Origin of the sequence: Hymenobacter glacieicola, from assembly GCF_014640315.1 — a bacterium.
Classification (GTDB): Bacteria; Bacteroidota; Bacteroidia; order Cytophagales; family Hymenobacteraceae; genus Hymenobacter; species Hymenobacter glacieicola.
The window spans coordinates 67,213-80,147 of record NZ_BMGS01000004.1; the positions used below are offsets into that span (position 1 = coordinate 67,213).

General features: G+C 60.8%; 11 protein-coding genes. 5 read left to right on the forward strand and 6 right to left on the reverse strand.

The features are described 5' to 3' along the window. Positions 1-234 precede the first annotated feature (234 nt). From IEW18_RS08315 to IEW18_RS08330, 4 genes are all read left to right on the forward strand, one after another. The gene (locus IEW18_RS08315; RefSeq protein ID WP_188557378.1) at positions 235-1,425 is read left to right on the forward strand and encodes an XdhC family protein; all 1,191 of its coding nucleotides are present in this window, start codon (positions 235-237) and stop codon (positions 1,423-1,425) included. 35 nt (positions 1,426-1,460) lie between these two features. Next, entirely contained in the window at positions 1,461-2,051 is a 591-nt protein-coding gene (locus tag IEW18_RS08320) for a nucleotidyltransferase family protein (RefSeq protein WP_188557379.1), read from the forward strand. A 97-nt stretch (positions 2,052-2,148) separates the two neighbouring features. Then, a complete protein-coding gene (locus IEW18_RS08325; protein ID WP_188557380.1) occupies positions 2,149-3,570 on the forward strand; it encodes an MFS transporter in 1,422 nt (473 codons plus the stop codon). 133 nt (positions 3,571-3,703) lie between these two features. Further along, positions 3,704-4,216, forward strand: a complete 513-nt coding sequence (locus tag IEW18_RS08330; RefSeq protein WP_188557381.1) for a DinB family protein — start codon at positions 3,704-3,706, stop codon at positions 4,214-4,216. Positions 4,217-4,296: 80 nt separating this feature from the next. Here the strand turns inward: IEW18_RS08330 and IEW18_RS08335 are convergent, their stop codons facing one another. Continuing rightward, positions 4,297-5,958, reverse strand: a complete 1,662-nt coding sequence (locus IEW18_RS08335; protein ID WP_188557382.1) for an amidohydrolase — start codon at positions 5,956-5,958, stop codon at positions 4,297-4,299. A gap of 515 nt (positions 5,959-6,473) precedes the next feature. Then, positions 6,474-7,247, reverse strand: coding sequence for an AMP nucleosidase (locus IEW18_RS08340; RefSeq protein WP_188557383.1), 774 nt, complete (start codon positions 7,245-7,247; stop codon positions 6,474-6,476). Positions 7,248-7,436: 189 nt separating this feature from the next. Between IEW18_RS08340 and IEW18_RS08345 the strand changes: the two genes are divergently transcribed. Next, the gene (locus IEW18_RS08345) at positions 7,437-7,892 is read left to right on the forward strand and encodes a type I restriction enzyme HsdR N-terminal domain-containing protein (protein ID WP_188557384.1); all 456 of its coding nucleotides are present in this window, start codon (positions 7,437-7,439) and stop codon (positions 7,890-7,892) included. Between the two features lie 64 nt (positions 7,893-7,956). On the opposite strand, the gene IEW18_RS08350 is transcribed toward IEW18_RS08345, so the two are convergent. From IEW18_RS08350 to IEW18_RS08365, 4 genes are all read right to left on the reverse strand, one after another. After that, entirely contained in the window at positions 7,957-9,852 is a 1,896-nt protein-coding gene (locus IEW18_RS08350; RefSeq protein WP_188557385.1) for an LTA synthase family protein, read from the reverse strand. A gap of 84 nt (positions 9,853-9,936) precedes the next feature. Further along, a complete protein-coding gene (locus IEW18_RS08355; protein WP_188557386.1) occupies positions 9,937-10,536 on the reverse strand; it encodes an SMI1/KNR4 family protein in 600 nt (199 codons plus the stop codon). Between the two features lie 169 nt (positions 10,537-10,705). Beyond that, positions 10,706-11,833: an alanine dehydrogenase gene (gene ald, locus IEW18_RS08360; RefSeq protein WP_188557387.1), complete on the reverse strand. Its 1,128-nt coding sequence runs from the start codon at positions 11,831-11,833 to the stop codon at positions 10,706-10,708. 321 nt (positions 11,834-12,154) lie between these two features. Further along, positions 12,155-12,928 (reverse strand): DUF1573 domain-containing protein, encoded by a 774-nt coding sequence (locus IEW18_RS08365; protein WP_188557388.1) that lies wholly within the window; start codon positions 12,926-12,928, stop codon positions 12,155-12,157. Positions 12,929-12,935: the final 7 nt, after the last annotated feature.

Below are 12,935 nucleotides of genomic sequence, written 5' to 3' on the forward strand. Positions count from 1 at the left end.
TTATATATTTTAGTTGTAAAACATCCAGTACTCAGCGTGGTTTACACCTGGTTTGCTGGCGGGTAGATAGGAGGGAGGCTAGCCAGTTGCGGTGCGGTAGTAGCTGGACAGTTAAACTTACCGCACCTGCGCCGCGTATTCTCTGCTTGGCCGGCTGGGGTCGGTTGGGTAGCCTCTGGCCTTCGAAACCCGCTTTTGCTTTTGCCTGATTAGGAAAATACCTGCTTACTTGTCATGACTGAACTCCAGCGCCTGTTGCGCGCCTACGATGAGCACCGCGCCGCGGGCCGGGCCTGTGCCCTGGCCTCGGTGGTCGACGTGGCGGGCTCCGCCTACCGCCGCCCCGGCGCGCGCATGCTCGTGACGGATGAGGGGAAGCTAACGGGCGCCATTAGCGGGGGCTGCCTGGAAGGCGACGCGCGCCAGCGCGCCCGGCGCACCATTCAGCAGGGCCGCCCCACGGTCGTAACCTACGACTCCACCGACCCCGACGACGACCTGCAGTTCGGGGCGGCCTTGGGCTGCCAGGGCATCGTCCAGATTCTGCTGGAACCCCTCGATTTTCAAAACCCCGACAACCCCGTGGAGCTGCTACGCCGCTGGGCCGAAGGGGTAGAGGAGCCCGCGGTTATAGCCACCGTATTCGGCGTAGCCGGGGCTGGGGCTGGGGTTGAAGTGGGCCAGCGCCTGCTGCTTACCCCCGATGGAGCCGTTCAGGGCACGCTTTCCGCCCAGGCCACGGTGTATCCGTTGGTTCTGGCTGATGCCCGCGCGGCCCTGGGCACCGGGCAGCCCGCTACCCGCCACTACGCCGCGGCGGCCGGTACGGTGCGCGTGAGTCTGGAAATACTGCGGCCCCCGGTGCGCCTGACCGTGTACGGGGCCGGCAACGACGTGCAGCCGCTGGTACGGCTGGCGGCGGGGTTGGGCTGGCGCGTGCAGGTAGTAGATGGCCGCCCGGCCCAGGCCCAGCCGGCCCGCTTCCCGGAGGCCGATGCCGTGCACGTGCTGCCCCTGGCGCAGGTAGCGCAGGAGCCCCACGACGGCAGCTTTGCCCTGCTCATGACGCACAACTATTACTACGATTTGGCCGTGCTGCGCCACCTGCTACCGGCGGCCACTACCCGCTACATCGGGTTGCTGGGGCCCCGCAAGAAGTATGAGCGCCTGCTCGACGACTTGCGCCAGCAAGTACCCAACGCGGCCGAACTGCTCCAGGGCCGCATCTACAGCCCCGTTGGGCTGAATCTGGGCGCCGAAACGCCCGAGGAAATTGCCCTGTCCATTGTAGCTGAAATTCAGGCCGTGCTAACCAGCCGCCCCGCCGGTTTCCTCCGCGACTCGCCCCACCCCATTCATCCGCCCCTGCACGCCGACGGCCCGCTGGTAGCCGAAGGCCGGGTTGACGCAGTGTGTAGCCTGTAGCGACCCACTCGAGCGAAGCCAAGATTCCATATGCAATGCCCGCCATTCTAGTTCTTGCCGCCGGGGCCTCTACCCGACTCGGCCGCCCCAAGCAACTCTTGGTTTACCAGGGCCAGTCCTTGTTGCGCCGCGCTGCCCAAACGGCCATAGCCGCGGCGGCTGGCGCACCAGTAGTGGTAGTAACGGGCGCTCAGCACGAGGCCCTGCTACCCGAACTAGATGGGTTGCCGCTAACAGTAGCGTGCTGTCCGGATTGGGAGCAGGGCATGGGCGCTTCGCTGAAATTTGGAATGGCTGCGCTGAGAAGCCTGTGCAGCTCCTGGTCGAGTGTTATCGTTATGCTCTGCGACCAGCCGCACGTAACGCCGGAACTGCTCCTCCAGCTTGCCGAAGCCCACACCGCCACCGGCCGGCCCATAGTGGCTACGGCGTACGCCGGGACGCACGGTGTGCCCGTGTTTTTCGCAGCAGAAGCCTTGCCCCTGTGCCAGCAGCTACCCGATTCTGCGGGAGCGGGCCTGCTCCTGAAGCAGCGGCCCGAACTGGTGGCCACGGTGTCGTTTCCGGCCGGCGCTATTGATGTAGATACGGAGGCTCAGTACGCGGCGCTGCTGGCGGGTGAATAAGAGGTAGACCGGGGAAACTGAGGGGTAATGTGGAGCTGGCAACCGCAACCACAAAATCCCGTTATCTTGGCCGGTACCACACTTCCCTCTTCTTAGTATGAGCACTACCCCGGCTGCCACGGCGGACCCTTCCTTCGATACAATTCCCAAGGACGACAAGCGCATCACCCGCGGCTGGACGTTCTACGACTGGGCCAACTCCGTGTACCCACTGGTAATTACCAGCTCCATCTTCCCGATTTACTGGGGCGCCATCACCAAGCAAATCAGCCCCCAAACCGATGTTGTCAACTTCCTCGGGTTTGCGGTGCCCGGCTCTTCCCTGCTGACTTACGCCATTTCCGCCGCCTTTCTGGTCATTGCTCTGGTTAGCCCGTTTCTGACCTCTTTGGCCGACTTTTCGGGGCGGAAGAAGCTGTTTATGCAGATTTTCTGCTACCTGGGCGCTGCTTCCTGCGCGGCCTTGTACTTTTTTACGCCCGATACGCTGACAGCCAGCACCTTTATCTTCATTTCGGCCACTATCGGTTTCTCCGGCTCCATTGTCTTCTACAACTCCTACCTGCCCCTGATTTCCAGCGAGGAAAAGTACGATTCCTTGTCGGCCCGAGGCTTTTCTATGGGCTATATTGGCTCGGTGCTGCTGCTGCTGATTTGCCTGGGCCTCATTATGGGTCACGATAAACTCGGGTTGGAAGAAGGGCACGCCACCCGCCTGGCCTTTTTGCTCACCGGCATCTGGTGGGCTGGCTTTGCCCAGATTCCGTTTTTCAGCCTGCCCGCCGACCCCGGCCGCCCCGCCGGCGCTGCCGCTGCCGATTCCGGCTGGCTGCTCAACGGTTTCCGGGAGCTGGGTAAGGTAGTAGATCAACTCAAGCATCTGCCCAACCTGAAACGCTTTCTGCTGGCCTACTTCACGTACAACATGGGCGTGCAAACCGTGATGTACGTGGCCACCATCTTCGGCGACAAAGAACTGCATCTGGAAAGCACGGCCCTCATTGTCACGATTCTGCTGCTCCAGATTGTCGGAATTCTAGGCGCCTACCTCTTTGCTAAACTCTCGGAGCGTATCGGTAACACCCGGGCCCTGAGCTGGTCGGTGTTTATCTGGATGTGCATTTGCGTGGCGGGCTACTTTGTGCAGGCCGGTTGGTCTTTTTATGCGCTGGCAGCCGTCATTGGCCTGACCATGGGGGCCATTCAAAGCCTTTCGCGCAGCACGTACTCCAAAATTATTCCCGAAAACACGCCCAACACGGCGGCATTCTTCAGCTTCTTCGATGTCACGGAAAAGCTCAGTATTGTAATTGGGACGGCCGTATTCGGCATCATTGCCCAGATTACCGGCTCCATGCGCAACAGCATTCTGTCCCTGATTGTGTTCTTTATTCTGGGCTTGCTGTTTCTGCTGACCCTGCGCGGCAAAAAGCTGCGTGATGCGCCCGTATCGGCAGCCGCGCCGCTGGGCCCGCCGCCTGCTACCCCCAATGTGGGTATGCCGGCCTCAGCGCAGTAGCGGCTGCTTATTCCTACAAGAAAAGCCCTACCGGACTGCCCGGGGGGCTTTTCTTGTAGCCGCGGGCACAACCATCCGCTAGCGTAGCAGTTACTTTAGCGCCCGATTTCTCACCCATTCTTTGTACTACTTCATGACCGACACCCAACCCACCCTGCAAGCCGCGCTCAGCCAGGAGCTACGCCACGAGTTGAAGCTCACGCGCCGCCTGCTGGAGCGCGTGCCCACCGAGCAGTTCGGCTGGCAGCCCCACCCCAAATCCATGACCATAGGCGGCCTGGCTTCCCACATGGCCAACCTGGTCGGTTTCCTGGAGTTGTCCCTGACCGGCCCCGATACCGACGTAACCACCGTGCAGATGCCTAACTCGGCCACGACCGATGAGGTGCTGAGCCGCTTCGATGTGAACCGTGAGAACATCCATAAGGCCCTGGAGCAGGTAGATGATGCCACCCTGCACGGCAACTGGTCGTTGCGCCGGGGCGAGCAGGTGCTCATGACGCTGCCGCGCGCGGCCGTGGCCCGCACCATGGTCCTCAACCACCTGATTCACCACCGCGGCCAACTAAGCGTCTACCTACGCCTGCTCGACATTCCCGTGCCCGCCATCTACGGCGGCTCCGCCGACGAAGCCCCGGTTCGGTAATTCCTGATTAAGAAGTAACCCATAACAACGAGCCGTTCAACGCTCCTGTAAGGAATCGTTGAACGGCTCGTTGTTATGGGTTACTTCTTAGTCGAAAACACCTTCTCGCCGGCAATCCAGGTTTGTTGGACTTTAGCACCGCGGAGCTTCTCCTTGGGCGCTTCCAGCAGGTCGGTGTCGAGGATGACGAAGTCGGCGGCCATGCCGGGCCGGATGCTACCCTTCTGCTTGTCCTCGAAGGCGGCGTGGGCGGCCCAGATAGTCATGCCGCGCAGGGCATCGGGGCGGCTCAGGGCGTTTTCCATCTGGAAGCCCTGGGCGGGGTAGTTCTTGGCATCCTGGCGCGCTACGGCCGAGTGAAAGCCAAACAGCGGGTTGATGTCTTCCACCGGGAAGTCGGAGCCGAGGGCTACCTGTCCGTACTGCTTGCGCAGTTGCTCGTAGGTGTAGGCCGTTTTTAGCCGCTCAGCCCCCAGCCGCTCCCCGGCCCAGTACATATCGGAGGTAGCGTGGGTGGGCTGCACCGAGGGCACAATGCCAAACTGTCCGAACTTGGGCATGTCGGCCGGCGTGATAACCTGGGCGTGCTCAATGCGCCAGCGCCGGTCTTTCTGACCTTTCAGGGCTTCCCCATAGATGTTGAGGATAATGCGGTTGGCCGAGTCGCCGATGGCGTGGGTGTTCATCTGGAACTTGCTGGCCGCAATGTCCTTGGCCAATTGGCGGTATTCCTTTTCGGTGGAAAGCAAGAAGCCGGTTTCCTTGGGCTTGTCGTGGTAGGGCTCCACCAGGCAGGCCCCGCGGGAGCCCAGGGCTCCGTCGGCGTACACTTTAAACGAGTTGACCGTGAGCCGGTCCTGGTACACGGGGCCGTTCTGGAAGTAGAACTGCTTATTGGCCGCCGTGGGGTTGAGCATGGTGTAGAGGCGCAGCTTGAGTTTGCCCTGTTGCTGCAGGGCCGCCATCTGGTCGATGTTGGCTTTGTCGAGGCCGGCGTCGGCCAGGCTGGTTAGGCCCACGGCCACGCAGCGTTGCTGGGCTTCAAGCAGGGCGGCATTGGCTTCGGCGGGGGTAGGCTCCGGGATTTTGGCCGTCACCAAGTCCACGGCGTTGTCCACTAGCAAACCCGTCAGTCGGCCCGCCGCATCCTTGGTAATGGTGCCCCCGCTGATGGGTGTGCGGGCCGTAATACCGGCCAGGTCCAGGGCTTTTTGGTTGACGAGGGCCGCGTGGCCATCTACCCGCACAATGAAAACGGGCGTATTCGGGAACAGCGCGTCCAGGGTGTCTTTGGTCGGGAATTGCTTGCCGGGCCAGTCGTTCTGGTCCCAGCCGCGGCCCGTCAGCCAGGCCGCCTGGGGGTACTGCTGGCGCTGCTGCTGGAGCTTCTGCACTACCTGCTGCCAGGAGCCGGTACCCACCAAATCGGCGTCGCGCAGGCCCAGGGCGTAGCGGTAGAAGTGGCAGTGCGCATCGTAAAAACCGGGGTAGATGAATTGGCCCTTGGCATCAATTTCCTCCTTGGCCTGAAACTTTCCGCGCAGCTCCTCCGCGGTGCCTACGGCCACAAACTTGCCATCCTGCACGGCAAAAGCCTGAGCCTGGCTGAACGTTGAATCGACGGTGTAAACGGTGGCATTGTACACCAGCACGTCGGCGGCTTGGCGGGAGGTAGTCTGGCAGGCGGTGAAGCCTCCCAGCAGCAGAGGCAGCGCCAGCAACGGGCGGAAACGTGAGGTCATAAAGGGTTAATTTGGTCGGGCGGGGTGAGGCTGAGTCGGCAATTGTCTGCCGCAGGCTGCAAGTTGAGGTAGAAAATTGAATGTTGAGCGGCCAGCTCAGCAGATTTGCGAGCTGTCCTGCAGAGGGAAATCAAGGATGGTGCACTTCCGGCCTACGGACCGCACTGCTGAGCCTTCTGCGCTTCTGCATGATGGTCTTTCCCATCGCCGTGCCCTCAGCCTTGATTAATGTTGGATTGATGTTATTATCCTTGAAGAATAAAAAGAACGGTCATGCTGAGCTTGTCGAAGCATCTCTACCGCTTCGTCTGAGCCTAGCCAGAGGTAGAGATGCCTCGGCTGCGCTCAGCATGACAGCTAGTTTAGCTACTTAAGCAGCTGGGTAACCTCAGCCGAGCGGGACGCTTCCACCTTGCTTCTGCAGGGCATCGGATATAGCCAGGACGTGCTCCGCACAACAAAAAAGCCCCAACGCCTGGGCAGGCATTGGGGCTTCTGAAGGGGTAGCAAATTGCTTACTCGAAGCGCATGTGCTTTACCGACTCGCCGGAGTTTTTCAGCTCCAGCAGCGACTCAATGCCAATCTGCAGGTGGGAAGTCACAAAGTCGGCGGTTACTTTTTTGTCGCTTTCCGAGGTTTTCACGCCTTCCGGGGTCATCGGGTTATCCGATACCAGCAGCAGAGCGCCGTGGGGAATTTCGTTCACGAAACCTACCGTAAAGATGGTGGCCGTTTCCATATCCACGGCCATGGCCCGGATCTGGCGCAGGTACTCCTTGAAGTTTTCGTCGTGCTCCCACACGCGGCGGTTGGTGGTGTACACCGTGCCGGTCCAGTAGTCTTTCTCGTGCTTCTTGATCATGGACGACACGGCGCGCTGCAGGCGGAAGGAGGGTAGGGCCGGAATCTCGGCGGGCAGGTAGTCGTCGGACGTACCCTCGCCGCGGATAGCCGCGATGGGCAGAATCAGGTCGCCGAGCTTGGTTTTGTTTTTCAGGCCCCCGCACTTGCCCAGGAACAGGGCTGCTTTGGGCTTCACGGCCGAAATCAGGTCCATTACGGTAGCCGCCATCGGGGAGCCCATGCCGAAGTTGATGATGGTAATGCCATTGGCCGTGGCCGTCTGCATGGGTTTGTCCAGGCCGCGTACTTCTACCCCGAACTGCTCGGCAAACATGTGCACGTAGTTGATAAAGTTGGTCAGCAGGATGTACTGGCCAAAGTCATTCAGGGGTACGCCCGTGTAGCGGGGCAGCCAGTTCTCGACGATGTCGGCTTTGGTTTTCATAGGGTATGGTGGTTATGGGTTGCTTACAGAGAGGCTGCATCGGTATCGGCCGCGGCTACGGACCGCAACCAGCTACGCGCAGCCGGAAATAATAGGTACAAAAAAACCGTCGGAACCCAGGGAGAGTGGGTGCGACGGTACGGGGCGAAAAGCGGGAGTTGACTACCCAGGGCCGTACCTTTGGAGGTGATGCAAGAGTTGAACCTGCCGCCTTTCGAGCACAAAGTTACACAATCCAGCGAAAATTTGCTAATCTGGGACGTTCTGCGCCGCCGCAACGTGGTGCTTACGCCCGAGGAATGGGTGCGCCAACACGTGGTGCACTACCTGATGAACCACCGTGGCTACCCCAAAGGCCTGCTGAGCCTGGAGCGTGGCCACCGCTACAACCAGCGCCAAAAGCGCACCGACCTGGTGGCCCTGGATGCTACCGGCCAGCCCCTGCTGCTAGTCGAGTGTAAAGCCCCTTCGGTGCCGATTACGGCGGCCGTGGCCCTGCAGGCAGCTACTTACAATCAGACTATCGGGGCCCCGCTGCTGCTGCTCACCAACGGCCTCAGCCACTTCTGCTGGCGCGTAAACTTCGAGCAGCGCACCAACGAGCGGCTCCTGGAAGTACCGGCTTATGGTGAAATGGTGAGGTAGTGAAATGGTGAGTTTGCTGTTCTGGTAGCGCCAGTAGGGCCATTAGCGCATTGAACCCGCCATTTTACTTATACAAGCTGTTGTCTGCCAAGCCGTTCAGAAAAAACTGCACGCAGGCTTTCAGCTCGTTGCCGTACTGCTGTAGCTTCTGCGGATCGGGGCTGGCCAAGGGGGTAGGGGGGAGCTGGTGATTCTGATAGGGGTAGAGGCGCACGCGGTTGTCCACGGTCAGCTCCGTCACAAAATCGGAGTGGACGAGGAAGTAGCTGCCGCCGGTCAGGAACAGGGCCCGGCCCGGGGCAGTGGAGTCGAACACGGAGTAGCCGAAGGGTAGCAGGTGGCCCTGGGCCGGTACGCCGAGGTAGTCGAGCACGGTGGCGGGCAGGTCGGCTTGCTGGGTGATGCGCCGGGGGTTGGCGGCCGGGAGCTTACGGCCGGGATGAAACAAGAGCAACGGCGTTTTGTAGCTGCCCAGTGTGTTTTGGTAGTCGGGGCGCAGGGTTTGGGAGGTGTGGTCGGCCAGCAGGATGAACAGCGTGTTGCGGTACCAGGGCTGGCGGGCGGCCGTGCGGAAAAACCGGCGCAGGGCAAAATCAGTGTAGCGGACGGAGGCGTGAATGGGCAGCTGACCGGGCGCAAACCGGGTTTTGTACTGGGCCGGCACCGGAAATGGCTCGTGGGAAGTCAGGGTAAACACCGTCGAGAAAAACGGTTGGCGCTGCTGGCCGAGCTGCCGGGCAAAGTACTGCAGGTAAGGTTCATCGAAAATGCCCCAGTGCCCGTCGTAATCGGGGCTTTGGGCTCCGCCGGGGTATTCCTGCAGGCCGTAATACTGTTGGATACCCGTGATGCCCGCGAAGGTGTTGAAGCCCATGGTACCGTTCTGGGCCCCGTGAAAAACGGAGGTAGCGTAGCCCTGTCGGCCGAGTATCTCCCCCAAGCCATGCAACTCGTCGGTCTGAAAGTTGGAGGTAATAAAGGGACTTTCCATCAGGGCCGGCAAGCCCGCCAGTACCGCCGGCAGGGCCTCAATGGAGCGGCGGCCGTTGGCGTAATGGTCCCGGAAAAACAGGCCCTGGGTGGCCAGTGAATCAAAGAATGGTGTGTAGCCCTGCCCGCCGTTTTCAATGCCATTGTACTCGGAGGCGAAGCTTTCTACCAGCAGAATGACCACGTTGTCGGGGTGGGTAGTACCGGGGCGCGGGGCGGGCTCGTGGGCCGCCAGCGCCGGCCGGAGCACGGCCCACGAGCTGAAGTAGCTGCGCCGTTCCGGGGGCTGGTAGCCCAGACTTTTCAGGAAGGTAAAGGTGCTGTTGAGCGTAACGTGGCCCAGAATAGGGGGCGTTTGCACGAAGGCGTGGCCCGTACGCAGGGGCTTAAGCTGCAGGCCACCCCGGATACCGAGCACCGTGAGCCCCGCCACCAATAGCAGCTCCAGGCCCGGCTGCAGCCACCGCCGACGGCCTGCTAACGGCCGGGCCGCCGTAGCATCGGGGCCCGGCATGGGGTAGGCGTACCACAACAGGCCAAACAGCAGCACAAACGGAATCAGCAGAAACCAGTAGTGCCCCGCCAGCTGCCCGGCTTGGCGCTGAATGTCGCCGGTAATGGTGAGCAGCTCATTGCTGGTGCGGCGCCCGATAAACTTGAAATACTGGGTGTCAATCAAGTTCAGGGCCATGCCCGTAGCGTTCAGCGTCAGGTACACGCCGCGCACCGTGCGCTGCCAGCGGCCCCCAAGCCGGGGCACCAGGGAAAGCAGCACAAACGGCAGGTTCAGCAGCAGCAAAGCCGACATATCAAACCGGATGCCGTACCAGAAAGCACGCAGCACCTGCCCCGTAGTGGCCTCCTGAAAAACGGCGTGGTTGGCCCAGTAAAAGCCAAACCGCAGCAGCAGGTATATTCCCAGCAGCAGGACAAACCGCCGCAGCAGCAACTGCAAAAAAATCGAAGGCATATAATGAGGCGCTCGGCGTCTGCCAAGCGAGAAAGAAACGAAACCACGTACGGCAGCCGGCCAGAAACAGATTCTGGCGCTTTGCTACAGCGGCTTTAGGCGCACTGGCTGCCCGTCCGGCAAATCTTTGATCTGCCGGTAAAAGTCGGCTAGCCAGGTAAGGCGGGCGGCGGCCGGTACGGCTTTCGAGGTGGGCTTGCGGGTGCCGGTGGTGGCAATGCATACGGGCGGGTGCAGGCTTAGCAACTCGCCTGGTTTCAGCACGCCGCCACCCTGCTGGAACACCCGGAGCGCCTGCATGCCCAGGGCGTCGAGCGGAAACTTCTCGGCCCCAAACAGGAAGTGCTTGAAATCAACCTCCAAATCGGCCAGTTCACCGGTTTCCGTGTCCAGAAACAGCACCGCGTCGCCGCGCAGCAGAAATTGGTTGCCCACGGAATCCTGAGCAAAGGGAATATCGGTTTCCGCCACCTCGTCGTAGGTGCGCCAGAAGGCGGTTTCGCCCTGCCAGGCTTCGGCCAGCGCGTGCCAGGCAGGCTCATTCACGCAGCCCCGAATGTACAGGCCGCCAAAGTAAGCCACTACCCCGTTCTGCTCCCGCAGGAAGGCTTGCAGGTAGATGGGAAGGCGGGCAAAGCTCACGAGGTCGGTCAGCTCGCCGCCGGTATACAGGATGCCTCTCATGTAGGAATGGGTAATGAGTAGTGAGTAATGGAGGGTGACTAAGCGTGCCTTTGCCGGCTTTCTGGTAACGCAGCAGCAGGCCGCTTGTAACGAAAAATTGAGCGTTCCGACAGCCTCAAGCTGCCAGAACGCTCAATTCTTACTTGCTGATTATCAATTGCTAAGTAAGTTAAGCAACCGCTTCTTCCATTACCGACTCCACCGACTCCAGAGGCAGACCCCAGGCTTCGGCTACGCCTTTGTAGACCACTTTGCCGTGCACCACGTTCAGGCCGAGGCGCAGGGCCTCGTCGCGGCGGCAGGCTTCCTGCCACCCCAGGTTCGCCAGTTTCACGGCGTAGGGTAGGGTAGCGTTGGTCAGGGCCAGGGTAGAGGTGTAGGGCACGGCACCGGGCATGTTGGCCACGCAGTAGTGCACGATGTCGTCGATGATGAAGGTCGGGTTTTCGTGGGTGGTCGGCTCGCAGGTTTCGATGCAGCCGCCCTGGTCCACGGCCACGTCCACGAGCACGGTGCCGGGCTTCATGGTCTTGAGCATCTCGCGGGTGATGAGGTGAGGAGCCTTAGCGCCCGGAATCAGCACGGCCCCAATGATGAGGTCAGCGGTTTTGATGGCTTCGCGGATGTTGTACTCGTTGGAGTACTGGGTTACCACGTTCTTGGGCATGAAGTCGTCGAGCTCACGCAGGCGGTTCAGGCTGATGTCCATGATGGTCACCTGCGCACCTAAACCAGCGGCAATTTTAGCCGCCTGGGTGCCCACGATGCCCGCCCCGAGCACCAGCACTTCGGCGGGCTTCACGCCGGGTACGCCGCCCAGCAGAATGCCGCGGCCTTTCAGGGGTTTCTCCAGGTATTTGGCGCCTTCCTGTGGGGCCATGCGGCCGGCTACCTCGCTCATCGGGATGAGCAGGGGCAGGGCGCGCGAGGGCAGTTCCACGGTTTCGTACGCCAGGCACACCGCCTTGCGCTCAATCATAGCGTGGGTCAGCTCCTCGCCCGAGGCAAAGTGGAAGTAGGTGAACAGCAGCTGGTTTTCCTTGATAAGCGGATACTCCGAGGCAATCGGCTCCTTCACCTTCACAATCATTTCGGCCTTGCCGTACACATCGGCAATGGTGGGCAGAATGGTGGCACCTGCCTGCTGGTACTCGGCGTCAGAGAAGCCGCTGCCGTTGCCGGCGGTAGCTTGCACAAACACCTCGTGGCCATGCTTACGGAATTCAGCTACGCCAGCGGGCGTCAGGCCCACGCGGTTCTCGTTGTTCTTAATTTCTTTCGGTACGCCGATAATCATGGCTCGAAGCAGAGGGTGAAGGTGGGTGGATTGAGGATTGCCCGGAAAAGGCGGGACAAAGATAAGGTGAAAAGTGACAGGTGATGGGGTGAATGGTGACAGGTGAGGAAGTATGGTAGCCCCAGCGGGGCGACATAGTGGTAGAAACCTCGCAGTATTATGGTAAAAGCCCCAGCGGGGCGGCACCCGTTGTTGAACAATTGGTGTCGCCCCGCTGGGGCTTTACTTTACCTAACCGGATTGTTTTTACTACCGATATGCCGCCCCGCTGGGGCTACCATACTTCCTCACCTGTCACCATTCACCCCGTCACCCCATCACCTACTTAAACGGAACCGAAGCCCCGCTTTCCTTGACCATGCTGCCGGCATTCAGATCTTGCACTACAGTTGCCTTTAGCGTCAGTTTGGCATCGCCATTCAGGTCGTTGCTGGTGATGACTACGGGCTCAGCCTGCGTGCCGAGCTTGCGCTGGCTGTACACCAGCTCTACCGTGGCGCTTTGGCCGGGCTTGATGGGGGAGGGCACGTTGCGGTAGCCCACGCAGTAGCACTGCGAGGTAATGGCGCCTAGCACCAGTTCCTGCTTGCCGGTGTTTTTCACCGTGAAGCGGGCTACCGGCGCTTGGCCGGCTTCCATTTTACCGAAGTCGTGGGTGGTGCGGTCCAGCACCAGGCGCGGCGACTGGGCCAATTGGGCCGGGGTAAGCGTAGATTTTACTTGCTCCTTGTTCAGTACGTTGCCCTTAATGGTGAGCACCGTGCTAGGGCTGGCGGCGTTGCTGGTTACCGTCACGGTTTTGTTGAAGATACCGGGCCGGCCGGCGCTGCTGTATACGGCCTTCACAATGCCGGTCTTGCCGGGCAGGACCGGTGTCTTGGTCCAGTCGGGGGTAGTGCAGCCGCAGCTGGCCTGCACGTTGGCAATGATGACGGGCTGATTGCCCACGTTGCGAAACTTAAACTCGTGGGTGGCCATGGTGCCCTCCGGTACGGAGCCGAAATCATGCAGCTCTTGCTCGAATTTGAGCATGCCCTGGGCCTGGGCGGCAGCGGCCACGAGCAGGGCCAGCAGGAAGGAGAATACGTGTTTCATTTCTCGA